A 25,903-nucleotide genomic window follows, 5' to 3' on the forward strand; every position below is an offset into this window, starting at 1 on the left:
GACACGCGGCGATCAGCTCAGCTTGAGGTCCCGGCGCAGCTTGGCGACGTGCCCGGTGGCCTTCACGTTGTAGAAGGCGTGCTCGATCTGCCCCTGCTCGTCGATCACGAAGGTGGAGCGGATCACGCCCTGCACGGTCTTGCCGTAGTTCTTCTTCTCGCCGTACGCGCCATACGCCTTGAGCACGGCCTTGTCCTCGTCGCCGACCAGCGGGAACGTCAGCGCGTCGCGCTCGGTGAACTTGGCGAGCTTGGCGGGGGCGTCGGGGGAGATGCCGACGACCGCGTAGCCCTGCGCGGTCAGCGAGGCGACCGAGTCGCGGAAGTCGCAGGCCTGGGTGGTGCAGCCGGGGGTCATCGCCGCGGGGTACGCGTACAGGATGACCTTCTTGCCGCGCAGGCTGGACAGGGCGAGCGTGCCGCCGTCGGCGGTGGGCAGGGTGAAGTCGGGGGCGGTGTCCCCGGGCGCGAGCCGAGCGTTCTCCGTCACCTCGCCACCCTAGCCCGCTGCCGAGTTCCGCCCGGCCGTTGACCCATCCATCGCGGCTCGTGTTCCGAAGCACCTTCGGTAGTGCCATTCTTATTGCAACTAGTTTGCAACAAGGCATAGGCTGGCCCGGTGAATCACGCCATGCACATCAGCAACGGCATCATCGACGGCCCTGTGTCCCTGGCGTACGGCGTGGTGGCCGTCGCACTTCTCGCGTTCTGCCTGGGCAAGGCGCGCCACGACCTCAGCGACCGCCTCGCCCCGATGGCGGGGCTGGTCGCGGCGTTCATCTTCGCGGTGCAGATGCTGAACTTCCCGGTGCTGCCCGGCGTCAGCGGCCACCTGCTCGGCGGCGCCCTGGCCGCGGCACTGGTCGGCCCGTGGGTCGGCGCCCTGTGCGTGTCCGTGGTGCTCATCGTGCAGGCGCTGGTCTTCGCCGACGGCGGCATCAGCGCCCTGGGCCTCAACATCGCCAACATGGCGCTGCTGGGCACCGCCGTCGGCTTCGGCGTGCTGATCGCCCTGATGAAGCTGCTGCCGCGTACCGCCGCGGGGCTTGGCCTGGCCGTGTTCCTCGCCTCGATCCTCAGCGTCACGCTGGCCTCGCAGGGCTTCGTGCTGCAGTACCTCCTCGGCGGCGACGTGCCGCTGACCATCGGCTACGGCCAGATCTCGCTCACCATGGCCGGGGTGCACGTGCTCATCGGCATCGGCGAGGGCCTGATCGCGGCGGTCACCGTCACCACCGTCGCCAAGGTCCGACCCGACCTGGTGTACGCCCTGCGCGGCCGGCGCCTCGACCCGGCCGTGGGCGGCGGCTCGACCCGCAAGTTCGTGCTCGCGGGCCTCGGCGTGGCCGCGGTCCTGGCCGGCGGCGTCAGCTACCTGGCTTCCGGCTCGCCGGACGGCCTCGACGCGACCACCCGCGAAGGCTGCACCGTCGACGCGGCCGGGGAGATCACCGGTGGCAGCTGCATCGCGCAGCGGGCCGCCGACCACGAGCTCGGCGGCTCCGTCCTGGCCGACTACGGCGTCAAGGGACTCGACGGCTCCACCGGCCTGGCGGGCCTGATCGGCGTGGTGCTCACGTTCGCCATCGGACTGGGCGTGTTCTGGCTGGTCCGGCGCCGTCGGGCGGCGGCCGGGGCGCAGGCGCCGGCCGAGCGGGTCGGCGCGGGGAACTGAGCCGATGGGCGCCGGACACACCCACCCGATGTACGTGCACAGCCACTCGGCCGTGCACCACCTCGCCCCCGAGGTGAAGATCGCCGCGGCGGTGCTGTTCACCGTCGTGGTCGTCGCGACGCCCCGCGAGCTGCTGGGCGCGTTCGCGGCGTACGCGGTGCTGATCCTGGCCCTCGCCGTGCTGGCCCGGATCCCGGCCGGCTGGCTGACCAAGCGCAGCCTCATCGAGCTGCCGTTCGTGGCCACCGCGCTGCTGCTGCCGTTCTTCGCCTCCGGCCCGCGCACCGACGTGCTCGGGCTGAGCGTGGCCGTCGAAGGACTGTGGGGCGGCTGGAACATCCTGGTCAAAGGCACGCTCGGCGTGCTCATCGCGCTGCTGCTGGCGGGCACCACGCCCGCCCGCGACATCCTGATCGGGCTCGACCGGCTGCGCACGCCCCAGGCGATCACGCAGATCGCGCTGTTCATGCTGCGCTACCTCGACGTGCTCGCCGACGAGGCGCGGCGGATGCGGCTGGCCCGCATCTCGCGCCTGGACGACCCCCGCTTCCTGTGGCAGCTGCGCGGCTTCGCCTCCGGCCTCGGCACGCTGTTCCTGCGCGCGTTCGAGCGCGGCGAGCGGGTCTACCTGGCCATGCGCTCGCGCGGCTACACCGGGCGGCTGCCCGCCGCCCTGCACGAGGGCAGCGCCGCCACCGCGGGCCAGTGGGTGGCCGGCGCGATCGTGCCCGCGGCGGCCGCCGCGGTGCTCCTGCTCGGAAGGTTCGGGGTATGACCACCGCCGCACTGCACCTCGACGGCGTCCAGTACGCCTACCCCGACGGCCACCAGGCCCTGCACGGCGTCGACCTGCGCGTCGAACCCGGCGAGCGGGTCGCCCTGCTCGGCCCGAACGGCGCCGGCAAGACCACCCTGGTCCTGCACCTCAACGGCATCCTGCCCGGCACGGGCGCGATCGGGGCGCAGGGCGCGGTGCGGGTCGGGGACCGTACCGTCGACCCGCGCGACCGGGCCGGGCTCGCCGAGATCCGGCGCCGGGTCGGCATCGTCTTCCAGGACCCCGACGACCAGCTGTTCCTGCCCACGGTCGGCGAGGACGTGGCGTTCGGCCCGGCCAACCTCGGCCTGCGCGGGGCCGAGCTGGCCGCACGGGTGGACGAGGCCCTGGCCGCCGTGGGCATGGCCGACATGAAGTCGCGCGCCCCGCACCACCTGTCGCTGGGGCAGCGCCGCCGCGTCGCCGTCGCCACGGTGCTGGCGATGCGCCCCGACCTGCTGGTGCTCGACGAACCGTCGTCGAACCTCGATCCGCAGGCGCGCCGGGAACTGGCCGAGATCATCCTCGGGCTGGACGTGACGGTGCTGATGGTCACCCACGACCTGCCGTACGCGCTCCAGCTGTGCGAACGGTCGGTGATCCTCGACAGCGGCCGCATCGTCGCCGACGCCCCCACCCGCGACCTGCTCGCCGACGACGCCCTGCTCACCAAGCACCGCCTCGAACTCCCCTACGGCTTCGCCATCCCGACGGCCCCCTGACCCCTCCACCCAGCCCGGTCCCTGCGGATGTCCGCTCAGTCAGGGTTCGGGGCTGGCGGCTGCGGCCCGTGTTCGGACCGCGGGTCGCGATCTTCAGGGCTAGATCGCTGGCTGCGGTCGAACTGTGGGGCTGAGGGGCCGGTTGTGACCGCAGGCAGTGATCTTCGCGAGGAGATCACTGCCTGCGGACGAAAGGCGCGGCGTGCTGCGGCCCTGCCCGGCGCCCGGCTGGCGGCGGGGTGCGGCGCCCGGCTGGCGGCGGGGCGTGGCGCCCGGCTGGCGGCGGGGCGTGGCGCCCGGCTTTTCATAGACGTTGGCCTATTACGTGCAAGACGATCAATCGTCAGTCGACGTAATAGGCCAGTGTCTATTTAAGGGGGTCGGTGGTGGCGGGAGTGGGTGCTCGTTCGGCAGTGGTGGGGGCGGGTGTCGGGGTGGGCGGGGTGGGGGTGAGGCCGCGGAGGCGGAGCATGCCGGCGGCGGCGACCCCGACGCCCAGTGAGATGACGACCGTGATGGCGATGCGGGCCAGGTCGTCGGAGGGCTTGCCGGACAGGGGCGGCTGCGGGGCGACGGAGCGGTGGAAGACCGCGGCGTTGACCATACCGGCGAACAGGCCCGTTGCCGCACCGCCCAGGGCCAGCGCGAAGTCGCCCGCGGCCTTGCGGGTCAGCGAGTAGACCCCGGCGGCGATCGCGGCGATCGCGCTGACGGCGGGCCACAGCTGCACCGTGAACAGCTCGCCGAGGATGGACAGCACGGTGGTGTTCCCGGCGTCGATCTCGCGGCCGACCGCGTACGCCAGGGCGAGGGCGCCCGCGGTGATCGCGGCCAGCGCCAGCGTGACGGTGACCCAGCGCGGGCGGCGCGGGATGAAGCCGAGCAGCGCCACGAGCGCGGCCCCGGCGGCGGCCACGATCCACCAGGTCACCGGCGCGGGCGGCGGTACGTAGTCGAGGGTGCCGGACAGCCTCAGCGGGGTGACCTCGGTGCGCATCGGCACCGTCCACTCCTTGATCCGGCGCGGCTGGCCGGGCGCGGCCAGCACCTCGGGCGGGTCGACCGGCTCGGTCCAGATGACGCGCTGGTCGTGCCAGCGGTACACCGGATCGTCGCTGACCTTGCGCCACTCCGGCGGCAGCGTCGGGTCGGCGGTCGCGGGCGGGTCCACGTGCGCGATGGTGATGTTGAGGTACGTGGCGGGGGAGTGGATGTTCTCGTACACCCCGTCGGGGCGTACCTCCAGGTAGGGCTCGTTCTGGTAGCCCAGCACCTCGACCGGCTCGCCGCTGTGGTTGGTCAGCTGCAGCCGCGCCCCCGCCTCGATGCTGATCACCTCGAGGCCCGGCAGGTCCGGGCTGACCGTGATGGTGGTGCGGAAGTTGGTGGCGTCGGGCGCGTCGGCGCCGTGCGCGAAGGCGGGGGTGGCGGTGGCCAGGAGCGCGGCGAGCGCGGTCCCGAGGACCGCGCCCGCGCGTCGTACCAGGAGGGGTGTCATCTGACCTGCTCTAACTTGCGGTGGGGGTGGGTCCCGTCCCGGACGCCGCGGCGACTGCCGCCGCGATGGCCGGGCCGGTGGCCTGGACCGGTTTGCCGTTCACCAGCACGGTAGGCGTACCGCTGACGCCGGCTTTGCCTGCCTCGGTGGTGACGTGGTCGGTCCAGTTCACGAACTTCTTGTCCTTGACGCACTGGGCGAACGGGTCGCCGAGTCCGACGGTCTTGCCGAGCGCGATCAGGTCGTCGTCGCTGGGTCCGGCGGTGCCCTCGGCGGGCTGCGCGGCGAACAGCGCGTCGGCGTACTCGGTGAACCTGCCCTCGTCGGCGGCGCAGCCGGCGGCGGCCGACGAGCGGGTGGAGTACTGGTTGGTGGAGGCGCCGTCGAGGTACGCCACCGGGTGGGTGACCAGGGTGATCTTGCCGGTGTCGGCGAGCTGCTTGATCTGGGCCGCGTAGTCGTCGTGGAAGGCCTTGCAGTGCGGGCACAGGAAGTCGACGTACTCGTCGACGGTGACCGGGCCGGAGCCGGTGACCACGCCGCTGCCCGCGCTGTTGGTGTTGCGCGGGGCGGTGAACTCGCCGCTCTTGCTGGACGCGTAGACGCCCCAGCCGATCAGACCGGCGATGACCAGCGCCGATACGGCGGCGATGGAGATGTACAGGGTGCGCTTGCGGCGCTTCTCGGCCGCGATCTGCTCGCGTACCAGCCGCGCCGCCGCGTTCTGGTCCTTCCGGCTGCTCATGCCGTCACCGCCGGGACGTCACGGCCGCCTCTGGCGTGCCGCGGGAGCGGCAGGCTCGTCTTCCCCGTTGTCATCGTCATACTCCTCAAACGCTTCGTCCGTGGTGGACAGTTGATCCAGCCGTGCGTCGAGGGAGAAACGGCTGAGCGGGTAGATGATCAAAAAGACGGCCATCGCCAGGAAGGCCGCATCCCGGAGCAGCTCCGGAACGTAGTTGGGGGTGACTCCGGGCGGCAGCACGCCGCCCTTGCTGAAGCAGCCGCAGTCGATGTTGAGACCGCGGGCCCAGGCCGAGGAGATGCCCGCGATGAACGCGACCATCATCACGGCGCTGATCCAGCCGGCCAGGCGGGTGGCCAGGCCGACGAGCAGGAGCAGGCCGAGGGCGATCTCCACGAACGGCTGCGCCGCCCCGAAGATCATCGCAGCGTCGTACGGCAGGATCTGGTACGCGTTGACCGCACGCCCCGACGCCGCCAGGTCCCCGACCTTGAGCAGCCCGGCGGTGAGGAAGACGCCCGCGAGGGCGAGCCGTACCACCAGGCTCACCCAGGGCTGCGCCCGGTGCCAACTGCTCATGTCTCCTCCTCGCGCCATTAGGCGGCTAGTGCGGTAACGACGTCGGCCACCAAGTCGGCGCGGGCGCGCGCGACCCGGGACCGGATCGTGCCGACCGGCACCTCCAGCACCGCCGCCGCCTGCTCGTACGGCAGCCCCAGCAGCTGGGTCAGCACGAACGCCTCCCGGCGCTCCGGTGACAGCCGCTCCAGCAGCTGCGCCGCGCTGATCTGGCCGGCCGGGTCGGGGTGCGGCCCGCCCGTCGCCGCCTCGCCCGCCAGACGGGTGTCCAGCCGGCGCTGCCTTACCACCGTACGCACATGGTCGGCGCAGGCGCGGCGGGCGATTCCCAGCAGCCACGTGCGCACCGTGGACCTGCCCTCGAAGCCGGGCAGCGCCCGGAACGCCCGCAGGTAGGTCTCCTGGGTCAGATCGTCCGCGCTGCCCGGATCGACCAGGGCCGCCACGAACCGCCACACCTCGGCCTGGGTGGCCCGCACCAGCGCGGCCTGCGCCAGCGGGTCCCCGCCGCGCGCCGCGAGCGCCCACGCGGTGGCCGGATCGGCGACCGGGGCGGCGGCATCGGATGGCTGGGGGGACACGGGGAGCAAGCCTAACGGCCGATCCGGCTGTCACGGAACGGTCACGCAGTGCGTGTCCCACGCCACGCTGATTCCTTCACGCCGCCGGGAACCGGACGGCCCCGAGCGGCGACTACCCGCCCATGAACATCTGCGACGAGGTACGCGAAGGGCTCTCGGCCCGGCTGGACGGTGAGGAAGAAGGCTGGGCGGCGACGTCGGCGGCGTCCCTGGACGGGCACCTGGCCGGCTGCGCCGGCTGCCGCACCTGGCTGCGCGCCGCGGAGCAGCTGACCCGCACGGTACGGCTGCAGGCCGTCGACGTGCCCGACCTCACCGCCCCGATCCTGGCCGCGGTCGCCGCCGAGCAGCACGCCGCGCAGCGGACCCGCCGCGAGCAGGCGCACGGCCGCCGCCAGATCCTGCGCGTCGCGCTGGCCGCCACCGCCGGGGTGCAGCTGCTGCTGGCGCTGCCCGCGCTGCTGGCCGGGGTGGGCGAGCTGCACACCGGCCGGGAGGCGGCCTCGTTCGACATCGCGCTGGCGGTCGGGTTCGCGCTGGCCGCCTGGCGCCCCGAGCGGGCGCGGGCGTTCCTGCCGGTCGCCTTCGTGCTGGCGGTCTGCCTGATCCTGACCAGCGCCTTCGACGTGGCCGACGGCATGACCGCGATCGCGCACGAGATCGGCCACCTGGCGGCGCTGGCGCAGGCGGGGCTGCTGTGGGCACTGAGCCGTACGCCCGACATCTCCCGTTCGGGGCACCGCCCGGCTACGGTCGCCGGGTGACCGATGTGACGTCCCCTCGATTTCTCGCGCGCCCCGTGCGCGCGCTGCTGGCGCTGGCGGCGTTCGCGCTGCTGCTGGTGCTGCCCGCCAGCCCGGCGTACGCCCACGCCGCACTGCTGCGCACCAACCCCCCGGCCGGTTCGGTCGTGCCGCAGGGACCGGCGGAGGTGCAGCTCACCTTCAGCGAGCCGATCACCCCGGTCACCGACAAGATCCGCATCATCGGCCCGGACGGCAAGCGGGCCGACCAGGGCACCCCCACCGTCAACGGCAACGTGCTGCGCATCGGCATGCGCGACAAGGCCCTGCCCGGGACGTACCTGGTCAGCTACCGGGTGATCTCGGCCGACAGCCACCCGGTGCCCGGCGGCTTCACGTTCTCCGTCGGCGCCCCCTCGGCCACCCCGACCGCCGAGGTGGCCGACGAGGTCGACCAGACCATCCAGACGCTGATCGCCGTCGCCAAGGTCGTCGGGTACGTCGGCCTGATCCTGATCGTCGGCCCGGCACTGGTGCTGGCGCTGCTGTGGCCCGGCCGCCTGGACCGGCGCGGCCCGCGCAAGCTGGTCTGGGCCGGGTTCGGCCTGGTCGCCCTGTCCACCCTGGCCGGGCTCTACCTGCAGGCGCCCTACACCACCGGAGCCTCCCTGTTCGGGGCCACCGCGAGCGACCTCGGCGACGTGCTCGGCAGCCAGTACGGCATCGCGCTGCTGGTCCGGCTGGCGTGCCTGGCGGTCGCCGCGATCCTGGTGCGCCCGCTGCTGGCCGGGCGCGACGGCCCGGTCGACCGGGTGCTGCTGCTGATCGTCGCCGGGATCGGCGCGCTGACCTGGCCGCTGGCCGGGCACCCGGCCGCCTCGCCGGTGCCGCCGGTCTCGGTCGCCGTCGACGCGCTGCACCTGGCCGGGGCCGCGGTCTGGTTCGGCGGCCTGCTCATGCTCGTGGCGTACCTGCTGCGCCAGGCCGACGCCCGCGAGCTCGGCGCGATCCTGCCGATCTGGTCCCGGTGGGCGGCGCTGGCCATGTCCACGGTGCTGCTGGCGGGCGTCGTGTCCGGGCTGATCCAGGTCGGCACACCGGCGGCGCTGGTGCAGACCACGTACGGCCGGGTGCTGCTGGTCAAGGTCGGCCTGGTCGCGCTCGCCCTGGCCGCCGCCTGGCTGGCCCGCCGCCACGTGCTCAACGGCGCCGCCGACAACCCGAAGCCGCTGCGCAAGGTGGTCGCGGTGGAGCTGTCGATCGCGGCGGTGGTCCTGGCGCTGACCGGGGCGCTGACCCAGACCACCCCGGCCCGCACCGCCGCCGAGACCACCCAGGGCGTCGCCCAGCAGCAGCTCTACTCGACCACCCTCACCACCTCGCTGTACCGGCTCCAGGTCGAGATCGACCCGGGCAAGCTCGGCGACAACCTGGTCCACCTGTACGCCTACACCCCGGCGGGCGACCCGCTGCCGGTCGTCGAGTGGAAGGCGTCGGCGGCGCTGCCCGCGGCGGGCATCGAGCCGATCTCGTTCACCCTGCTGAAGCTGACCGACAACCACGCCAGCGGGCAGGTGTCCCTGCCGACCAAGGGCGACTGGCAGCTGAAGTTCACGCTCCGTACCTCCGAAATCGATCAAGCCTCGGTCACCGCCACGGTGCCGATCTCGTAGCGCTCGCGCCGCGAGCCGTAGGAAAGGTCCAGACATGAAGACGATGCGTCGCCTCGGCGTGGTGGCCGCGGCCGTGCTCGGCCTGGTGGCCGTCGCGGTGCCCGCCTCGGCCCACGTGACGGTCAACCCGGGCACGGCGGTGCAGGGCGGCTACGCCCGGCTGGCGTTCCGGGTGCCGACCGAGTCGGACACCGACAGCACCACCAAGCTGGAGGTGCACCTGCCCGACGACGCCCCGGTCGCCTCGGTGATGACCTCACCGGTGCCCGGCTGGACCGCCACCGTGACCAAGCGCAAGCTGGACCAGCCCATCGAGGTGCACGGCAGCCCCGTCAGCGAGGTCGTCTCCGTGGTGACCTGGACCGCCTCGGCCGGCGCCGGGATCAAGCCGGGCCAGTTCCAGGAGTTCCCGATCTCGCTGGGCCCGCTGCCGAAGGTCGACCAGATGGTCTTCAAGACGCTGCAGACGTACTCCGACGGCACCGTGGTGCGGTGGATCGACGAGCCGGCCAACGACGGCACCGAGGCGGAGAGCCCGGCCCCGGTGCTGAAGCTGACTGCCGCGGCCCCGGGCGAGGCCGCGCCGACCACGGCGGCCACCGTCCCGCTGGCCCAGGAGGACAAGGCCGACGGCGGCAGCGGCTGGACCGGCGTCGCCGGGCTGGTCGCGGGCGTGCTCGCGCTCATCGTGGCCGGTCTGGCGCTGGCCCGTACCCGCAAGCCCGCCGGCACGGCATGACCGGTAGCGGACCCACACCGCAGGTGGTGTGACCACACCACCTGCGGTGTGACCTTCTGAGTGACCAGGGCCGGGCCCCGCATCTGCGGGTGCCCGGCCCGCGTTGTCCCCGGTGGAACGGCGCCGCCCCCGCCTACCCGCGGGAGGTCCGTCGGCGGCCGCCCGGTCGGGAGGGACACGCGGATGCGCTCGCTGCGGTGGATGGTCGGCCTGCTCGCCCTGCTGGTGGCGATCCCGGCCGCGGCCGCCGGGGTGGCCGCCTGGTGGGTGATGCGCCACCCGAGCCCGGACGGGGCCTTCCACGCCGACCTCGCGCCGATCGAGCGCGCCGACCGGGTGCTGGTCGTGCCGGACCTGGACGCGCTGCTGCGCCGCGACGCGCCGTACGTCCGGGTGGGGCAGACCACGCTGCGGCTGAGCGCCAGCTCCGGCGGTACCCCCGCGTTCCTGGGCGTGGCCGAGCCGGGCCAGGTCGCGGCCTACCTCGCCGGGGTGCGCTACACCGAGCTCGCGCAGGTGCAGCTGGGCCGGGGCGTGCTGCCGGTGCGCACCGCCCGGGTGGACGCCCAGGGCGGCGAGCCGGGGGACCCGCAGGCGCAGGGCATCTGGCAGCGGCAGGGGCTGGGCTCGCTGTCGTGGCGGCCGAGCGAGGACCGCAGCCGCCGGGTCGCGCTGGTCATCGTCCTGCGCGACGGTACGGCCACCGCCGGCCCCCACACCGCCCGGCTGGAGGCCGCCCTGCACGCCGACTGGCTGGGGACCGCCTCGTGGGGGCTGCTGATCTTCGCCATCGCCGTCCTCACCCTCGGCTTCGTCCTCCTCGCCTGGCCCGGCTCCGAAAGGAAGGGCCCCTTCCCATCGCATTCCGACGAACAAGGGCCCCTTCTTAACGGGGCGCTGCCCGCCAGCCGGGTGTCGACGGTGGAGTTCGTGCGGGTCGGGAGCGGGGGCGCGAGCGGGGGTGGTGGCGGCGGACCGGCCGACAGGCGGTCGGCGCCGATCGTGCCGGGGCTGGCCCGGGACCGTGCCGCCGAGGTGACGGCGGCCATGCCCGGCCCCGGCGCCGTCGAGCCGCGGGCGGCCGGGCAGGCGTGGCCCGGGTCGGCGGGGCGGACCGCGCGGCTGCCGCTGCAGCCGGTGGCGCCGGACGAGCTGCCCTGGGCGGGCCTGCCGCACCGGGGCGCGCCGCCGGTCGCCGGGGTCGTGTTCCGGGCGGGGGCGCACGGCGGCCCCGCACCGGTGGCCGCGCCGTCGGACCTGGTCTGGCCGCCGCGCCGCCCCGCCGAGCCGCCCGCCACCGCGCCGGTCCGCGAGGTGGTGACCGAGCAGCTGCCGCCGGTGCCGTACCTGCCGCGCCCCGCCTGCACGCTGCGGCTGGACCGGGACCGCCTGGCCGCCCGCTGAGACCGGACCCAGCCGCCCGCTGAGACCGGACCGGGCCGGTCGCCGGGGCCCACCGGGTACGTGATCACGGGGCGGCCGGGGCGGCGTGATCTCTGGCATACTCGCGCCGTGCTCGAACGGCGGCGTTCATCGGACAACCTGTCAGCCCTGATCCGGCGGCCCGCCTGGATCGCGACGGCGCTCGCCGTCCTGCTCCTGGCGGCGGTGCAGCTGCGGGTCTGGCTGCACGGCCGGGCGCTGTGGAACGACGAGCTGGCCATCGCGATCAACCTCAAGGAGCGCGGGCCGGTCGACCTGGGCCGCGGGCTCAAGTACTCGCAGGTCGCGCCGATCGGCTGGCTGCAGGTGGAGAACTTCCTGCAGTCGCTGAGCGACAGCGAACTGGTGCTGCGCCTGCCCGCGCTGATCGCGGGCATCGCCCTGCTGGTCGGCACCGCCGCGGTGGCGCGCCGCGCGATCGGGGACTGGGCCGCGGCCGCGGCGGTGCTGCTGGTCGGCTCGTCGCCGATGGTCGTCTACTTCTCCAGCGAGCTGAAGCAGTACGCCGTCGAGTCGGCCGTCGCGCTGGGCCTGCTGCTGCTGGGCGCCGACTACCTGCACCGCCGCGAGCAGCGCGAACCGCTGACGTGGCGAGGGCGCGCGGTCTACGCCGTGGTGCTGGTCGCGGCGCTGTCGCTCAGCTACACGGCGCTGCTGGTGCTGGTCGGGGTGCTCGCGGTGGTGGCGCTGCGGTGCTGGTGGAAGCTGGTCTGGCGGGACGCGGTCGGGCTGTGGCTGGCGGCCGTCCCGGCCCTGGTGATGGCGGCCGGCCTGGTGGTGCTGCGCAAGATGCAGCACATGATCTCCGGCCAGGAGACGTTCTTCACCGGCGGCATGCCGCTGGAGGGCAGCGGGCTGCCCGGGATCTGGAAGTGGCTGCCGCAGATGTGGGCGGCGTTCGCGGCCAAGCCGATCGGGGCGGCCAACGCGTGGGTGCTGCTGGCGCTCGTGGTCGGCGGCGTGGTGGCCCTGGTGCTGCGCGGGCGGGTGCTGTGGGCGCTGCTGCTGGCCAGTCCGCTGGTGATGGCGCTGGCCGGGGCTGCGGTGCGGGGCATGCCGATGGTGGACCGGGTCGCGCTGTACCTCACCGCCCCCGCGCTGCTGCTGGTCGTGGCGGCGCTGGACGGGCTGGTGCGGCTGGTGCTCGCCGCCGCCCGGGGGCTGCGGCCGGGTGCGGTCCGGGCGGCTGTCGCGACGGTGGTCGCGCTGGCCGTCGGCGCGGGCGGCGGCTGGGCCGTCGGCCTGCTGCCCAGCCGGGAGGCGGCGTACGAGGCGGTGCGCAGCCCGATCGAGCGTACCCAGGTCAGGGCCCTGATCTCCGACGTAGCGACCCGGGTGCGCCCGGGTGACGTGGTGCTGGCCTACTACTGGCTGGAGATGCCGGTCGACTGGTACGGCCCCCGCTACGGCGTGAGCGTCGACTCCTATCTCAAGCTGGGCCCGAGCGGCGACCCGCAGCGCTGCCGCCCGGTGACGGTCGACGCGGTGCTGGCCGGTGGCGGCCGGGTCTGGTACCTGCACGGCAACCAGCTCACCTCCGACGTCGGCGACTACCGGGCCCGGGTGGTGCGCGAGCTGGCCGAGCACGGCTCGATCACCGCGAGCGACCCGCTGGGCTGGACCCTGTTCGACATGAGTGCCCCGCCGCAGGCCGCGAGCCTGCCCGAGCCGCCCGCGAGTCCGCGCTGGGACTGCCTGTCGGCGACGCCGCGCCCCGCGCCGTCGGCCCGCTGACGACGAGCGGCCCGGACGCTGCGCGTCCGGGCCGCTCTCACCGGGGGAACGGTGTCACCACTGGGGACCGTCCCGGGGGAGACGGATCCCGATGCGTTCCACGGTACGCCAAAACCGTCAGAACGGACAAGTATGTCTAATCGGCCCTTGACCTGAGATAATCCGATGATCTGTCCCGGATCGGCAGGAACGCCACCAGCACCAGGCCGGCCAGCACGTAGGCGTTGCGGGCCAGGAACAGGCCGGGAGTGTCCGTCGGCACCGCCGCCACCCCCCAGTCGACCAGCGACACCACCCCGAGCAGCGGCACCGCGTACGCGGCGGCGGCGAACGCCAGCCAGCCCCAGCGGCGCGCCCCGGCGGCGTCCAGCCCGGCGGCGACCAGGGCCACCACCGCGGGCACGAACCAGTACAGGTGGTGCGGCCAGGTGATCGGGCTGATCAGGGCGGACAGCAGGCCGGTCAGGGCCAGCGCGGCCACCACGTCCCCGGCGCGCCCGGCCTTGGCGGCGCGCCACAGCCCGAACGCGAGCACGGCGAGCGCGAGCAGCAGCCATACCCACTTGGCCGGCTCGTGCGGCGCGACCAGCCGGGCCAGCAGGCCCTGCAGCGACTGATTGCCGGTGTAGTCCAGCCGCCCGACCCGCGCGGTGTCCCACAGCGCCGAGGTCCAGAACTGCCACGACGCGCGCGGCGCGACCGCCGCGGCCAGCAGCGTCGCCCCGGCGGCCGTGACCGCCGCCGTCACCGCGGCCCGCCACTGCCGGGTGACCAGCAGGTACACGATGAACAGGCCCGGGATCAGCTTGATCGCGGTGGCCAGGCCGATGCCGACGCCAGTCCAGCGCGACCCGCGCGGACCCAGCACCAGCAGGTCCAGCATGATCAGGACGATCAGCAGCATGTTGATCTGGCCGAAGGTCAGCGTCTCGCGCAGCGGCTCGATCAGCAGCACCAGCGGCGCGGCGATCCCGACCGCGAACCAGGCCGGCTGCCGCCACCGCCGCGCCAGCGGCGCCACCAGCCAGTACGTGGTGACCAGCACCGCCGCGACCGTGCCCGCGGTGAACAGCGCCGCCACCACGCCCGTCGGCAGCAGCCCGAACGGGAACAGCAGCGCCGCCGCGAACGGCGGATAGGTGAAGTACAGCGCGCCCTGCACCCGGTCGGGCTGGGCGTAGTCGTAGAGCTCGTTGCCGTCGCCCCACCAGCGCACCGCCGACAGGTAGATCTTCAGATCGAAGAAGTCGTGGGTGACCCGCAGCCGCTGGAACGCGAACGCGGCGACCGCGGCCACGACGACCACGATCGCGACCCGGATCCCGGTGGCCGCGCCGGCCCGGTTCGCGGCGGTCTGCGCCGGTGAGGTGGACATGGCCGCAACCCTAGTCGGCCTGCCGACAGCGTTTCAGACAGGAGCGGCGACAGCCTCCGGTCCGTGGGGGATTCGGGCGTACGCTGTGCCCGTGGGAGATCTTCGTAGTGCCGACCATCTCGTGTGGATCGACTGTGAGATGACCGGCCTCAATCTGGGTGGCGACGCGCTCGTCGAGATCGCGGCACTGGTCACCGACGCCGAGCTGAACGTGCTCGGCGAGGGCGTCGACGTGGTGATCCACGCCGAGGACGCCCAGCTCGACGCCATGGTCGACGTGGTGAGGCAGATGCACGAGCGCTCGGGTCTGACCGAAGCGGTGCGCGCCTCCACCGTCACCGTCGCCCAGGCGGAGGACATGGTGCTGGAGTACATCTCCAAGTACGTCACCGAGCCGCGTACGGCGCCGCTGTGCGGCAACTCGATCGCCACCGACCGCGGCTTCATCGTGCGCGACATGCCCCGCCTCGACGCGCACCTGCACTACCGCATGATCGACGTGTCGTCGGTGAAGGAGCTGTGCCGCCGCTGGTACCCCCGGGTGTACTTCGGGCAGCCGGAGAAGGGTCTGGCGCACCGGGCCCTGGCCGACATCCGCGAGAGCATCCGTGAGCTGCGGTACTACCGCGAGGCGATCTTCGTGCCGCAGCCCGGTCCGGACGTCGACGAGGCCAAGCGGATCGCCGCCACGATGGTCCTGCCGTAACACTCCCCATACCCACTCGACGGGAGGCCGGGGGGACCGGCTATCATTAGCCGTCGCCGCGATCGCGAGGTCAGCGGTGGACATGGTGGTCGTAGCTCAGCTGGTAGAGCACCGGGTTGTGGTCCCGGGGGTCGCGGGTTCGAGTCCCGTCGATCACCCCACGAAGAAGCCCCGGCGGGTTGTCCCGCCGGGGCTTTCTGCTGCTCCGATCAGGCGCTCGGCGCCACGGACGGCTCCGCCGACGGCGACGCCGAGGGGTCCGGTGTGGCCGACGGGTCCGGGGTCGGGGCGGCGGGGGCCACGTACGGGATCGCGCTGCCCTTCACGTACTCCTCCCACGGCTTGTCCCAGTCGGTCCAGCCGTTGCCGTACTCCAGCTTGCGCGGGGTGCCGGTGGTGGTCACCGGGGTGCCGACCAGGGTGTTCTCGAACAGCCACTTGGCGTTGGCCATCGACACGTTGACGCAGCCGTGCGACACGTTGCGCTTGCCCTGGTGCTGCACCGACCACGGTGCGGCGTGGATGAACTCGCCGCCCCAGGTCATCCGCTGCGCGAAGTCGATCTCGGTGCGGTAGCGGTTGGCCGGATCCGGATTGTCCATGGTGTCGAAGACGGTGTGCGACTTCTTCTCGATGATGATCATCGTGCCGCTGGACGACGGCATGGTCGGACGGCCCAGGCTGACCGGGATCGTCTTGACCGACTTGCCGTCCTTGACCACGGTCATCATGTGGGTCTTGTCGTTGACCTTCAGCACCAGGTCCGGGCCGACCTTGCAGACCAGCGTCGAGTCGCGCTTGCCGAAGTAGCCGTCGCCCAGCGGCAGGCCGCCGGCGCGCACCTTGACGAGGATCTCGGTGCCGGACTGCCAGAACTCGCGCGGCCGCCAGTGCAGCTCGGTCGCGTTGTACCAGGTCCAGATGCCTTCCTGCAGCGGCTGGGTCTCCACCAGCAGCCGCCGCTGGAACGCCGCGCGCTGCGCCTTCGGGACGGCCCGGCTGGTCCGGAAGATCAGCGGCATGCCGACGCCGATGACGGCGTCGTCGGCCAGGAAGCTGCTGACGCCGACCACCTTGCCGGGCTTGGCCATGGTGGTGAAGGTGGTGGTGGCCGAGACGGCCTTGCCGTCGTCGCCGGTCGCGGTCACCGTCGCCGTGTAGGTCGCGCCGTAGGCCAGTGCCTTGTCCGGCAGCCAGCCCGCGCCGTCCGGGTGCATCGCGCCCGGGACCTCGGTGCCGGCCTTGTCGGCCAGCACGACCTTGGTCTCCACCGCGTCGGTGGCGGTGAACACGATCTCCGCCGAGGCGGGCACGTTCTTGGTGTCGGCGGCCGGGCCGGTGATGGCGACGGTCGCCTTCGGGGGCGTCTCCTGCGGCTTGCCGTCGCCGGAGCCGTTCCAGACGGGGTCGTCGTCACCGGTGCAGGCGGCGAGGCTGGCCACACCGGCCGCACCCGCACCGGCCAGGCCGAGTGCGGTCAGCGCGCGCCGGCGGCTCAACTGCAGCCGGGTCAGGCGGTCGGGGGTGGGCATTGCACTCCTCACCAGGGTCGAGGGGGATCACGGACAAGCGACCCATCCATCCTGCCCCAATGACGCGCGGGACGGGTGGATGAGTTGCCTGTCGTGAGGCTTCCCACCGTACCTCGGCGGGGAAGTCCGCCCTACTGCCCAGGTTCGTCAGCCGGAGCGTCCTCCTGCGCCGTTGCGTCCTCATCGGCCGGGTCGGCCTCGCCGGAGTCGGTCGGCTGCGGACCGGCCGCGGCCGGTGAGGCCTGCGGGGTGGCGGCCGGGCTCGCGCTCGGAGTGACCGCCGCCACGGCCGAGGGCTGCAGGGCGGCCGGGACCGGCAGGGCGCTGCCCTTGATGAAGTCCTTCCAGCTCAGATCCCAGGCGGTGAAGCCGTTGCCGGGTTCGAGCGAGTGGCCGGTGCCCTTGACCGTGACCGGGTCGCCGACGTGCGTGTTCTCGAACAGCCAGACCGCGTTGCCGGGCGAGACGTTCAGGCAGCCGTGCGAGACGTTGCGCTGGCCCTGGTCGCCCACCGACCACGGGGCCGAGTGGATGAACTCGCCGCCCCAGGTCAGCCGCTGGGCGTACTGGATGGTGACCCGGTAGTGGTCCACGCCCGGCTCGCGGGTGGTGTCGAAGATCGTGGACTCCTGCTTGTCCATGATCACCATGGTGCCGCTGGATGAGGGCGTGCTCGACTTGCCCAGGCTGACCGGCATCTCCTTGACCAGCTTGTCGTTGCGGTACACCTGGATGTGCTTGGTCGAGTTCTTGACCTTGAGTTCGACCTTGTCCTTGGTGATCTTCGCGGTCGCGCGTCGGTCGTCGTCGCCGAAGCGGCCCTCGCCCATCGGGGCGCCCTTCAGCGCCGCCCGCACGGTCAGCACCGTGCCCGGCTGCCAGTACTTCGGCGCCCGGTAGGTCACCTGCCGCGAGCTCATCCAGTGCCACACCCCCGGCTGCGCGGGCTGGGTCGTCACGAACAGCCGCGACTCCACCGCCGCCCGCGCGCTGTCCGGGATCGCCTCGGAGAACTCGACCACCACCGGCATGGCCACGCCGTAGGTCAGCCCGTCGAACAGGTACAGCCCCGTGCCGACCTGCCGCGGCGGCTCGGCCATGGTGCGGAAGTCGGTCGACTGCGTCACCGCGCGCCGCCCGTCGGTCGCGACCACCGTCGCCGAGTAGCGGCTGGCGTAGGCCAGCGGCCGGTCCGGCACCCAGGCGGTGCCGTCCTCGCGCATCCGCCCCGGCACGATCCTGCCGTCGGGCCCGGTCAGCACGACTGAGCGGACCGAGGCGTTGCCCACGGCCACCCCGATCTCGGTGCTGGCCGGCAGGTCCTGGGCCTGCGCGGCCGGCGTGACCACCAGGGTCAGCGGGGGCGGCGCCGGCGCCGCGACCGGCGCCGCGGCCTGCTTGCGCTCACCGTCCGAACAACCGCTCAGCAGCACCGGTACGGCCAGAGCCAGTGCCGCCGCCGCGGTGCCCACCCCCCGCAGTGCACCCATGTTCAACCCACCCCGCCGGAATAGCTGCGATATGTCCGCTTCACATCCTGCCGTAGCCGAACGTCCCCGGGGCGCTATACGGGAAGTTTCGCCGGTAAACGAGCGAAGCCGGGAACCGCGACGCGGCTCCCGGCTCCGATCTGCCTGGCTCAGTAGCGGTAGTGCTCGGACTTGTACGGCCCGTCCACGTCCACGCCGAGGTACTCGGCCTGCTTCTTGGTCAGCGTGGTCAGCTGCACGCCCAGCGCCACCAGGTGCAGGCGCGCGACCTTCTCGTCCAGCAGCTTCGGCAGGACGTAGACCTTCTTCTCGTACTCGCCCGGCTTGGTCCACAGCTCGACCTGCGCGATCACCTGGTTGGTGAACGACGCCGACATCACGAAGCTCGGGTGGCCGGTCGCGTTGCCCAGGTTCAGCAGGCGGCCCTCGGACAGCACGATGACCGAGTGCCCGTCCGGGAAGCGCCACTCGTGCACCTGCGGCTTGATCTCGACCTTCTCGACGCCCGGCCACTTGGCCAGACCCGCCATGTCCACCTCGGTGTCGAAGTGGCCCACGTTGCCGACGATCGCGTTGTGCTTCATCTTCGACATGTGCTCGGCGGTGATGATGTCCTCGCCGCCGGTCGTGGTGATGAACAGGTCCGCCTGGCCGACCACGTCGTCCAGCCGGACCACCTGCAGGCCCTCCATCGCGGCCTGCAGCGCGCAGATCGGGTCGATCTCGGTGACCAGCACCCGGGCACCCTGACCGCGCAGCGACTCCACCGCGCCCTTGCCGACGTCGCCGAAGCCGCAGACCACGGCCACCTTGCCGCCCAGCATCACGTCGGTGCCCCGGTTGATGCCGTCGACCAGCGAGTGGCGGATGCCGTACTTGTTGTCGAACTTCGACTTCGTCACCGAGTCGTTGACGTTGATCGCCGGGAACAGCAGGCGACCCTCGTTGGCCATCCGGTACAGCCGCTCGACGCCGGTCGTGGTCTCCTCGGACACACCGCGCACGTCCGCCGCGATCCGGGTGAACCGCTTCGCGTCGGCCTCCAGGCTGCCCCGCAGCGTCTGCAGGATGACCTGGTACTCGTGGTGGTCGTTCTCGCTCGGGGCCGGGACGGCGCCCGCCGCCTCGAACTCGACGCCCTTGTGCAGCAGCAGGGTCACGTCGCCGCCGTCGTCGACGATCATGTTCGGGCCGCGGCCGTCACCGAAGTCGAACAGCTGCATGGTGCACCACCAGTACTCCTCCAGCGTCTCGCCCTTCCAGGCGAAAACCGGAGTGCCCGACGGCGCCTCCACCGTGCCCTTGCCCACGACCACGGCCGCCGCCGCCTCGTCCTGCGTCGAGAAGATGTTGCAGGACACCCAGCGGACCTCGGCACCCAGCGACACCAGCGTCTCGATCAGCACCGCGGTCTGCACCGTCATGTGCAGCGAGCCCGCCACCCGGGCCCCGCGCAGCGGCTGCGCCTGCGCGTACTCCTTGCGGAGCGCCATCAGGCCGGGCATCTCGTGCTCGGCCAGGCGGATCTGGTGCCGGCCGGCCTCGGCCAGCGACAGGTCCGCCACGGCGAAGTCGACACCGTTGACGTGCTGCAGTTTCGCGCTCATGAATCCTCTCCCATGAAACGTGAACGGGTTGTCGGACCCGAGCGGGAGGCGAGCCGGTCACCGGCACGGCACAGCGTGATGGCAAACAAAAAAGGCACCTCCTCGATCGGAGGCGCCCTTGATAGTGAAGGCCGGGTCGAGCGTGGCGGGTGATCACCCGTCGCAGCGCCTCTCGACCTCGACCGCGCATAACGCGTTCACGAAGACTATCACGATTTCGCCGTACGACGACCCTCGCGCACCGGTGCCGACTCGGCCGCCAGCATGCTGACCAGGACCGGGACGTGACTGTGCGCGACGTCCTTGGCCGAGGTGAGCAAGGTGACAGGCCCCGCGCGCAGTCGCCCGCGCAGGGTGCCGAGCGCGGCCTGCTGCGCCGGGCCGTCGAGTTCGCGCCGGTAGCGGTCGGCGAACTCGGCCCGGCGGGCCTCCGGGTCCGCGTGGTACCACTGGCGCAGCTCGGTGGAGGGGGTCACGTCCTTGAGCCACTCGTCCACGTGGGCGGCCTCCTTGGCCAGGCCGCGGGGCCAGAGGCGGTCGACCAGGACGCGAAGCCCGTCGTCGGCGGCGGGTGGGTCGTACACCCTCTTCGTGCGCAGCACGGGTCCACTCAACCACGGCGGCCGCCGCGATGCGGACCGTTCGACCGATGCGCTCTGTACTGTCAGCGCTTCATAGCGTTGCATCGACTTGTCAGAATGTGCAGGCTGCCGTGCCGCGTCGGAGGGTAGGAAACCCGTTGATGAACACGCACAGGTCCCGCAAGCTCGACGACTACACCAAACTGCTGATCGCCCTGTTCGTCACCCCGGCCCCGTTCGAGATCGCGATCGGTGTCGTCAAGCGCGAGCAGTACGACTTCCGCCGCCTGGCGATCATCCTCGGCACCCTGATCGTCCTGGCGGGCGTGCTGGGCGTCCTGCGCCGCCGCACCTGGTGGTATCCGCAGATCATCGTCGGCTACTACGTACTGCTGGTGGGCGTGGTCCTGTCCGCCCTCGGCGTGACCGCCGTGATCTGGGACGACGAGATCCGCGCGATGACCGGCTGGTCGGGCACCGTGGAGATCATCGTGACCGCGCTGTCGCCGTCGCTGGGCGTCCTGTTGGTCGCCTCCGGGGTGTACCTGGTGCGCGAGCGCCGCCGCCGCGCCGTGGCCGAACTGGACAACCCGCTGCCCGACCGCACCAGCAAGACCAGGATCGTGGCGGTCAACAAGCGCACCTCGGCGGTCTGGACCACCGACGACACCACGCACCAGCGCGGCCGCAACACCCTCGTCACGATCAGCCAGGGCTTCCTCAGCGTCGACGACCTGCACTACATCGCCTGGTACACCCCGCAGGCCGACTGCGAGTTCTACGTCGACCTGTTCGACGACGACGCGCTGGAGCTGCTGGCGACCGGGGACTCCGCCGAGCGGCGGACCAACTACATGCGCCACGGGCGGCACATCCGCCATCTGATCACCAAGCTCAGCGACCGCCTGGACGACCTGGAGACCGGCCTGCTGGTGCGGGTCGTGCTCGACGTCGAGAAGGGCGCGATCTACCACTACAACCTGCCCGGCCTCGGCTTCCTCATCGGGGTGACGCTCGACCAGCGCAAGGTGGATCCGACCGACTGGAAGCTGTCCGACCTGGCCAACGCGATCCTGCGGGCCCACGGCAAGAACGAGGACGACGACTTCTACCGCCTGTGCCCGCACTGCGGCCGAACCAACCGGGGGCACCCGGTCGGGCCGACCGGCCCGGTCGACACCCTCAACGTGGTGCCTATGCCACGCCGCGACGTCGGCTGACGTCACCCGTTCGCGGCGGTCGGCATTGCGGCGCGCGTCAGTACCCTGATGCTGCTGTCACCTGGTGAGACGAGTCGCCGTTCGGCGGCGGGAAGGTGAACCCATGCGGCGCCTCGCGTTGCTCACGGCCTTCGTCCTGGCGGGACTGGGCGCGGCCGCGGTGCTCGACGTCGACGCCGCGGCCCTGCCGCGCTCCGACGTCTACCACTGGGCCGCCTACCTGCTGCTAGCCATCGGCCTGTACGGCGCCACCTACGGCATCGACCTGGCCCAGGCCCGCGCCGACAGGAGGATCATCCTGTCGGCGGTGACCGTCGGGGTCGTCGCCAAAGCACTGATCATCGGCGGGGCGCTGGCGCTGGCCTGGCGCGATCCGCTGTTCCTGCTGCTGGGCGTGGCGGTGGCGCAGATCGATCCGCTGTCGGTCGCCGCGCTGATGGGCGACGCGCGGATGAGCACCCGCGCGCGTACCGTGCTCGCCGCCTGGTCCTCGTTCGACGACCCGGTCACCGTCATCCTGACGGTGTACGCCGCCGCCGTCGCGGCGGCGTTCGGCCTCGGCACCGCGGCGGCCACCGGCGGTCGATGGCCGCTGCACTACCTGCTGGACCTCGGCGGCAACCTCGGGCTGGCGGTCGCGGTCTGGCTGCTGTGGCGCCGCCTCGGCAGCCGCCCCTGGCTGCAGTACGCGCTGCTGGCCGCGTGCGCGGCGGCGGCCATGTTCACCGGGTGGATGCTGGCCATGGCGCTGATCGGGCTGTTCGCCCGCCCGGCCGCCCTGGAGCGGTGGATGCCCCGCATCACCGAGTCCGCCATGTACGCCGCCGCCGTGGCCCTGGGGGTCCTGCTCGTCGGCGGCATCGACCTGGCGGCCGGTGCCGCGCTGGGTGCCGTCGCGTTCGTCGCGCAGGCCCTGGTCGCCTGGCCGCTGACCCGCGGCATGCCCCGCGCCGACCGGTGGCACCTGGCCGCCGCGCAGCAGCACGGCATCACCGCCATCATCCTGGCGCTGACACTGGAGATCCAGTTCACCGGAGTCGTGGCCGTGATCGCCCCGACGATCCTGACCGCCAACCTGCTCCACATGGTCGTGAACCACCTCGTCGACCGGCGCCTGGCCGGTACGCGGGCAGCCGACGCGGTCGCGACGGACCCTCCGGTCGCGGCGCAGGCCCCGGCCATACCCGCCCAGCCGGAGTCACCGGCCGGTCAGCAGGTCACGGATCCGCAGTAGCACACCTGGCACCGGTGCCGGTGTTCATGCCGACTGGCGGTACCAGCGCCCGAACTCGGCATAGACGTCGAGGCCGAAGCCGGAGTCCTCGACGATCAGCGGCCGGCCTGCGGCGGCGATCTCGGCCTTGGCCGCGCTGCTGGTGGCGAGCGCGATCGAGGTTCGGCTGGACGGGCGCATGCGGTAATCATCCCGGTCGGCAGGCCGGTAGGCGACCGGGATGCCACCCGACCGGATGACCGAACCCCGCCCCGGTCTACACCGACAGTTCGATCCGGTCGATCCGTCCATGCCGACAACCATCTATGGGTTTCACAAGACGAACATCATGCGGTACGCCGTGTCCGGCGCTACCGCCGAAGTTGCAGGCAGAAGATCAATCTTCGGTTGAACTCCCATTCGGATCGATCACCGTAGCGTCTCCTGGCACGGGCAGCCAGGTGAGACACCGGCATCCAGCCGGATTCACACCGTCATGGTGCGACCTCGCAGTCGATGGTCCCGTACGCGTTCGGCTGGTCGCCGATCGCGATCGCCACCCCGATCCAACGAAGGGATCCACCCCCATGCGTCTGATCACCCGACGGGTACTGGGCGCGGCCGGCGCTGTCGCCGTCGCCCTGCTCGCCTCGGCCGCGGTGTCCGGGACGGCACAGGCCCAGGAGCCGCCGACCGACCCGTACCAGATCTGCAACGACTACACCCACGCCGGCAACAGCCCGGGTGTCGGCTTCCCCAACGGCGGCGACATGGACCTCGACGTCAAGACGTGCATCACGTCGATGGGCAACGGCACCTTCAAGTCGCAGATCTGGGTCGACTGGCAGGACGGCGACCTCGACAAGCCGACCCATCCGTTCGACGGCTTCAAGATCGTGGTCCGGCTGGAGAACCACGACGACCCGCTGACTACCAAGACCTGCGACGTGACCGCGGCGATCAACGCCGGCACCGGCAAGAGCGGGTACGTGTTCTGCGACATCGGCGCCTACGACGCTCCGGACTGGAGCTACTACCTGAGCGTCGACGGCTACATCCAGTGGGACATCGACAACGACGGCCTCGGCTACAAGGCGGCGAACCAGCTGACCGGCAGCCCGGTGTTCAACGACGATCACGGCCAGCGGCGGCACGACATCGCCGCGAAGGCGAAGTCGCAGCAGAACGTCGCCGAGACCGGTGACAACTGCAACCCGTACAGCGAGGCGCTCGGCTACAGCCGCTGCGGCCGCCCGTGGTGCGCGGACTTCGCCAACTGGGTCTACAAGCAGGTCGGCGGCGTGGACCGCGGCGGCATCAACGGCCTGGCCGACTCGTTCCGCACGTACGGCGGCCCGTGGCACCCGAAGGGCGACGGGTTCGCCCCGCTGCCGGGCGACGCGATCCTCTACGACTGGGACCACAACGGCGAAGCCGACCACATCGGCATCGTGTACTCGAACATCAACGGGCAGATCGTCACCTACGAGGGCAACTCCGGGGACAAGGTCAGCCAGCACACCTACAGCAGCGTGGGTGCGATCGGCGACCTGATGGGCTTCACCGGCGTCGACTGGTCGTAGCCCGCGCCATCGTCCGGCCCGCGGGGCCCTCCAGCCTTCGGAGGGACCCCGCGGGCCGGATCAGTGGCCGTGTCCGATACCCCCGGCGGTGCTCTCCGCCCTGGCCGGCAGCAGCAGCGCCGTGATGATGACCGCGACGGACAGCGCCGCCCCGATGACGAAGGCGAGCCGCATGCCGTCGAGGGTGGCGGCCGCGGCGGCGACGCCCTCCTCCTTCAGCGAGTCGGCTCGCGCGCTCATCACCGTGACCACCAGCGCGGTGCCGAAGGCCGCCGCCACCTGCTGCAGGGTGCCCAGGATCGAGCTGCCGTGGGAGTAGAGCGGCGGCGGGACCGCGCCGAGCCCCAGCGTGAAGACCGGCGTGAAGGTCGCGGCCAGACCCACCATCAGCAGGGCGTGCATGCCGAGGATCAGCCAGAACGGGGTGGTCATCGAGACCTGGGTGAGACCGGCCAGCGCGAGGGTGATCGCGATCGAGCCCGGAATCACCAGCACCCGGCCGCCGAACCGGTCGAACAGGCGGCCCACGCTCGGTCCGAGCAGACCCATGGCCAGGCTGCCCGGCATCACCAGCAGCCCCGCCTCCAGTGCGCTGAGGCCGCGGATGTTCTGCAGGTACAGCGGCAGCAGGATCATCGAGCCGAGCATCGCCATGAAGGCGACCGACATCAGGATCAGCGCGACCGTGTACGTGCGGTGCTGGAGTGTCCGCAGATCCATCAGCGGCGATCCGGCCTTCTGCAGCGACAGCTGGCGGAAGACGAACGCGGTGATGGCGAGGAGGCCGACCGCGACGATCCCGGCGGCCAGGCCGGCGTCGGGGCCCTGGAACCGGCTGAGCCCGTAGACCAGGCCGCCGAAGCCGAGGGTGGCCAGGACCACGCTGAGCCAGTCGATGGTGCCGGCCTCGGGCTCGCCGACGTTCTTGAGCTGCTTGAGGCCGCCCCAGGTGATCAGCGCGGCGATGGGGAGCACGACGGCGAACAGCAGGCGCCACGACCCGAAGTTGAGGATGACGCCGGAGAGCGCGGGGCCCATCGCCGGGGCGACCGAGATGGCCAGGGTGACGTTGCCCATCACCTTGCCCCGGTCGTGCTCGGGCACCACGTGCATCAGCGTGGTCATCAGCAGCGGCATCATCACCGCCGTGCCGGAGGCCTGGATGATGCGGGCGCCCAGCAGCATCTCGAAGCTCGGCGCGACGATGGCCGAGGCGGTGCCGAGCAGGAACAGGCCCATCGCCGTGGCGTAGGCGCCGCGGGTGGACACCCGCTGCAGGAACCATCCGGTGATCGGGATGACCGCCGCCATGGTGAGCATGAAGGCGGTCGAGAGCCACTGGGCGGTCTGCTCGGTGATCCGCAACGCGTCCATCAGGTTCGGGATCGCGTTGATCATGATCGTCTCATTGAGGATCACGATGAACGTGGCCAGCACGAGCAGCCGGATCACGGGCGGCGTGCGACCTGAGGTCCTGGTCGCGGACTCGGCGGGTGAGTTGAGCACTTGGCTGGACACGGTACCTCGATCGGTCGTGAAGGATCAGGCGGTCATGTTCGATGGTCCTGGCTGTGAATCGCGGTCCTGCCAAGCCTGCCGGAAGCCTCCGACAAAACGCATCGCAGTGACCCACACTGCGACAAGTTCT

The 25,903-nt window shown here is 72.0% G+C and carries 24 protein-coding genes, 1 tRNA gene, 1 pseudogene and 1 riboswitch; of the genes and pseudogenes, 14 read left to right on the forward strand and 12 right to left on the reverse strand.

Going from position 1 to position 25,903, the window contains the following annotated elements:
- Positions 1-12: 12 nt before the first annotated feature.
- Positions 13-489: a thioredoxin-dependent thiol peroxidase gene (bcp, locus tag QEZ54_RS06375; protein WP_281303505.1), complete on the reverse strand. Its 477-nt coding sequence runs from the start codon at positions 487-489 to the stop codon at positions 13-15.
- Positions 490-630: 141 nt separating this feature from the next.
- Here bcp and QEZ54_RS06380 point away from each other — a divergent pair.
- The 4 genes and pseudogenes from QEZ54_RS06380 to QEZ54_RS06395 form a co-directional block, all read left to right on the forward strand.
- Positions 631-1,281 (forward strand): annotated as a pseudogene (locus tag QEZ54_RS06380) (energy-coupling factor ABC transporter permease); the annotation flags it as partial.
- Positions 1,282-1,296: 15 nt separating this feature from the next.
- Positions 1,297-1,674, forward strand: a complete 378-nt coding sequence (locus QEZ54_RS06385) for a PDGLE domain-containing protein (RefSeq protein ID WP_281303563.1) — start codon at positions 1,297-1,299, stop codon at positions 1,672-1,674.
- Positions 1,675-1,678: 4 nt separating this feature from the next.
- Positions 1,679-2,449, forward strand: a complete 771-nt coding sequence (gene cbiQ, locus QEZ54_RS06390; protein ID WP_281303506.1) for a cobalt ECF transporter T component CbiQ — start codon at positions 1,679-1,681, stop codon at positions 2,447-2,449.
- A complete protein-coding gene (locus QEZ54_RS06395) occupies positions 2,446-3,213 on the forward strand; it encodes an ATP-binding cassette domain-containing protein (RefSeq protein ID WP_281303507.1) in 768 nt (255 codons plus the stop codon). The genes cbiQ and QEZ54_RS06395 overlap by 4 nt, the downstream gene beginning before the upstream one ends.
- Before the next feature lie 367 nt (positions 3,214-3,580).
- On the opposite strand, the gene QEZ54_RS06400 is transcribed toward QEZ54_RS06395, so the two are convergent.
- The 4 genes from QEZ54_RS06400 to QEZ54_RS06415 are packed head-to-tail and all read right to left on the reverse strand — an operon-like array spanning position 3,581 to position 6,616.
- Positions 3,581-4,711: a hypothetical protein gene (locus QEZ54_RS06400; protein ID WP_281303508.1), complete on the reverse strand. Its 1,131-nt coding sequence runs from the start codon at positions 4,709-4,711 to the stop codon at positions 3,581-3,583.
- 10 nt (positions 4,712-4,721) lie between these two features.
- Entirely contained in the window at positions 4,722-5,456 is a 735-nt protein-coding gene (locus QEZ54_RS06405) for a thioredoxin domain-containing protein (RefSeq protein ID WP_281303509.1), read from the reverse strand.
- A gap of 18 nt (positions 5,457-5,474) precedes the next feature.
- Positions 5,475-6,035, reverse strand: a complete 561-nt coding sequence (locus tag QEZ54_RS06410) for a DoxX family protein (protein ID WP_348650514.1) — start codon at positions 6,033-6,035, stop codon at positions 5,475-5,477.
- Positions 6,036-6,052: 17 nt separating this feature from the next.
- Positions 6,053-6,616, reverse strand: a complete 564-nt coding sequence (locus QEZ54_RS06415) for a sigma-70 family RNA polymerase sigma factor (RefSeq protein ID WP_281303511.1) — start codon at positions 6,614-6,616, stop codon at positions 6,053-6,055.
- 122 nt (positions 6,617-6,738) lie between these two features.
- Here QEZ54_RS06415 and QEZ54_RS06420 point away from each other — a divergent pair, with 122 nt between their 5' ends.
- The 5 genes from QEZ54_RS06420 (at position 6,739) to QEZ54_RS06440 (ending at position 12,948) form a co-directional block, all read left to right on the forward strand.
- A complete protein-coding gene (locus QEZ54_RS06420; RefSeq protein WP_281303512.1) occupies positions 6,739-7,380 on the forward strand; it encodes a hypothetical protein in 642 nt (213 codons plus the stop codon).
- Positions 7,377-9,032, forward strand: coding sequence for a copper resistance protein CopC (locus tag QEZ54_RS06425; RefSeq protein WP_281303513.1), 1,656 nt, complete (start codon positions 7,377-7,379; stop codon positions 9,030-9,032). The genes QEZ54_RS06420 and QEZ54_RS06425 overlap by 4 nt, the downstream gene beginning before the upstream one ends.
- A gap of 43 nt (positions 9,033-9,075) precedes the next feature.
- Positions 9,076-9,771, forward strand: a complete 696-nt coding sequence (locus QEZ54_RS06430) for a YcnI family protein (protein ID WP_281303564.1) — start codon at positions 9,076-9,078, stop codon at positions 9,769-9,771.
- A gap of 183 nt (positions 9,772-9,954) precedes the next feature.
- On the forward strand, positions 9,955-11,175 hold the full coding sequence (locus QEZ54_RS06435) for a hypothetical protein (RefSeq protein ID WP_281303514.1): 1,221 nt from the start codon (positions 9,955-9,957) through the stop codon (positions 11,173-11,175).
- Positions 11,176-11,283: 108 nt separating this feature from the next.
- Positions 11,284-12,948 (forward strand): hypothetical protein, encoded by a 1,665-nt coding sequence (locus QEZ54_RS06440; protein WP_281303515.1) that lies wholly within the window; start codon positions 11,284-11,286, stop codon positions 12,946-12,948.
- A 136-nt stretch (positions 12,949-13,084) separates the two neighbouring features.
- Here the strand turns inward: QEZ54_RS06440 and QEZ54_RS06445 are convergent, their stop codons facing one another.
- Entirely contained in the window at positions 13,085-14,323 is a 1,239-nt protein-coding gene (locus tag QEZ54_RS06445; RefSeq protein WP_281303516.1) for a glycosyltransferase family 87 protein, read from the reverse strand.
- A 91-nt stretch (positions 14,324-14,414) separates the two neighbouring features.
- Here QEZ54_RS06445 and orn point away from each other — a divergent pair, with 91 nt between their 5' ends.
- A complete protein-coding gene (gene orn, locus QEZ54_RS06450) occupies positions 14,415-15,029 on the forward strand; it encodes an oligoribonuclease (RefSeq protein ID WP_281303517.1) in 615 nt (204 codons plus the stop codon).
- Positions 15,030-15,114: 85 nt separating this feature from the next.
- Positions 15,115-15,190: transfer RNA gene (locus QEZ54_RS06455), tRNA-His, on the forward strand.
- Between the two features lie 48 nt (positions 15,191-15,238).
- On the opposite strand, the gene QEZ54_RS06460 is transcribed toward QEZ54_RS06455, so the two are convergent.
- The 4 genes from QEZ54_RS06460 to QEZ54_RS06475 form a co-directional block, all read right to left on the reverse strand.
- Positions 15,239-16,561: an Ig-like domain-containing protein gene (locus QEZ54_RS06460; RefSeq protein ID WP_281303518.1), complete on the reverse strand. Its 1,323-nt coding sequence runs from the start codon at positions 16,559-16,561 to the stop codon at positions 15,239-15,241.
- A gap of 131 nt (positions 16,562-16,692) precedes the next feature.
- Positions 16,693-18,051: an Ig-like domain-containing protein gene (locus QEZ54_RS06465; protein ID WP_281303519.1), complete on the reverse strand. Its 1,359-nt coding sequence runs from the start codon at positions 18,049-18,051 to the stop codon at positions 16,693-16,695.
- 149 nt (positions 18,052-18,200) lie between these two features.
- Complete coding sequence (ahcY, locus tag QEZ54_RS06470; RefSeq protein WP_281303520.1) at positions 18,201-19,658, reverse strand: adenosylhomocysteinase; 1,458 nt, start codon at positions 19,656-19,658, stop codon at positions 18,201-18,203.
- Between the two features lie 103 nt (positions 19,659-19,761).
- Positions 19,762-19,838, reverse strand: a riboswitch (S-adenosyl-L-homocysteine riboswitch).
- A gap of 29 nt (positions 19,839-19,867) precedes the next feature.
- Positions 19,868-20,260: a DUF488 family protein gene (locus tag QEZ54_RS06475; RefSeq protein ID WP_281303521.1), complete on the reverse strand. Its 393-nt coding sequence runs from the start codon at positions 20,258-20,260 to the stop codon at positions 19,868-19,870.
- A 140-nt stretch (positions 20,261-20,400) separates the two neighbouring features.
- On the opposite strand from QEZ54_RS06475, the gene QEZ54_RS06480 reads away from it, so the two are divergent.
- Together QEZ54_RS06480 and QEZ54_RS06485 are read left to right on the forward strand one after the other, a co-directional pair.
- Positions 20,401-21,459, forward strand: coding sequence for a hypothetical protein (locus QEZ54_RS06480; protein WP_281303522.1), 1,059 nt, complete (start codon positions 20,401-20,403; stop codon positions 21,457-21,459).
- 103 nt (positions 21,460-21,562) lie between these two features.
- On the forward strand, positions 21,563-22,693 hold the full coding sequence (locus QEZ54_RS06485; RefSeq protein ID WP_281303523.1) for a hypothetical protein: 1,131 nt from the start codon (positions 21,563-21,565) through the stop codon (positions 22,691-22,693).
- Positions 22,694-22,717: 24 nt separating this feature from the next.
- Here the strand turns inward: QEZ54_RS06485 and QEZ54_RS06490 are convergent, their stop codons facing one another.
- Complete coding sequence (locus QEZ54_RS06490; protein WP_281303524.1) at positions 22,718-22,984, reverse strand: hypothetical protein; 267 nt, start codon at positions 22,982-22,984, stop codon at positions 22,718-22,720.
- Positions 22,985-23,259: 275 nt separating this feature from the next.
- On the opposite strand from QEZ54_RS06490, the gene QEZ54_RS06495 reads away from it, so the two are divergent.
- Positions 23,260-24,255 (forward strand): CHAP domain-containing protein, encoded by a 996-nt coding sequence (locus QEZ54_RS06495; protein ID WP_281303525.1) that lies wholly within the window; start codon positions 23,260-23,262, stop codon positions 24,253-24,255.
- Between the two features lie 60 nt (positions 24,256-24,315).
- On the opposite strand, the gene QEZ54_RS06500 is transcribed toward QEZ54_RS06495, so the two are convergent.
- Positions 24,316-25,773, reverse strand: coding sequence for an MDR family MFS transporter (locus tag QEZ54_RS06500; RefSeq protein WP_281303526.1), 1,458 nt, complete (start codon positions 25,771-25,773; stop codon positions 24,316-24,318).
- Positions 25,774-25,903 lie beyond the last annotated feature (130 nt).

Source organism: Catellatospora sp. KI3, assembly GCF_029948125.1.
In the GTDB taxonomy this organism is placed as follows: Bacteria; Actinomycetota; Actinomycetes; order Mycobacteriales; family Micromonosporaceae; genus Catellatospora.

Bases quoted from the DNA above. Each gene is read 5' to 3' on its own strand.
- cbiQ (WP_281303506.1), top strand. From the start codon at position 1,679: ATGGGCGCCGGACACACCCACCCGATGTACGTGCACAGCCACTCGGCC.
- QEZ54_RS06395 (WP_281303507.1), top strand. From the start codon at position 2,446: ATGACCACCGCCGCACTGCACCTCGACGGCGTCCAGTACGCCTACCCC.
- QEZ54_RS06400 (WP_281303508.1), bottom strand. From the start codon at position 4,711: ATGACACCCCTCCTGGTACGACGCGCGGGCGCGGTCCTCGGGACCGCG.
- QEZ54_RS06405 (WP_281303509.1), bottom strand. From the start codon at position 5,456: ATGAGCAGCCGGAAGGACCAGAACGCGGCGGCGCGGCTGGTACGCGAG.
- QEZ54_RS06410 (WP_348650514.1), bottom strand. From the start codon at position 6,035: ATGAGCAGTTGGCACCGGGCGCAGCCCTGGGTGAGCCTGGTGGTACGG.
- QEZ54_RS06420 (WP_281303512.1), top strand. From the start codon at position 6,739: ATGAACATCTGCGACGAGGTACGCGAAGGGCTCTCGGCCCGGCTGGAC.
- QEZ54_RS06430 (WP_281303564.1), top strand. From the start codon at position 9,076: ATGCGTCGCCTCGGCGTGGTGGCCGCGGCCGTGCTCGGCCTGGTGGCC.
- QEZ54_RS06435 (WP_281303514.1), top strand. From the start codon at position 9,955: ATGCGCTCGCTGCGGTGGATGGTCGGCCTGCTCGCCCTGCTGGTGGCG.
- QEZ54_RS06445 (WP_281303516.1), bottom strand. From the start codon at position 14,323: ATGTCCACCTCACCGGCGCAGACCGCCGCGAACCGGGCCGGCGCGGCC.
- QEZ54_RS06460 (WP_281303518.1), bottom strand. From the start codon at position 16,561: ATGCCCACCCCCGACCGCCTGACCCGGCTGCAGTTGAGCCGCCGGCGC.
- QEZ54_RS06465 (WP_281303519.1), bottom strand. From the start codon at position 18,051: ATGGGTGCACTGCGGGGGGTGGGCACCGCGGCGGCGGCACTGGCTCTG.
- ahcY (WP_281303520.1), bottom strand. From the start codon at position 19,658: ATGAGCGCGAAACTGCAGCACGTCAACGGTGTCGACTTCGCCGTGGCG.
- QEZ54_RS06480 (WP_281303522.1), top strand. From the start codon at position 20,401: ATGAACACGCACAGGTCCCGCAAGCTCGACGACTACACCAAACTGCTG.
- QEZ54_RS06485 (WP_281303523.1), top strand. From the start codon at position 21,563: ATGCGGCGCCTCGCGTTGCTCACGGCCTTCGTCCTGGCGGGACTGGGC.
- QEZ54_RS06490 (WP_281303524.1), bottom strand. From the start codon at position 22,984: ATGGACGGATCGACCGGATCGAACTGTCGGTGTAGACCGGGGCGGGGT.
- QEZ54_RS06495 (WP_281303525.1), top strand. From the start codon at position 23,260: ATGCGTCTGATCACCCGACGGGTACTGGGCGCGGCCGGCGCTGTCGCC.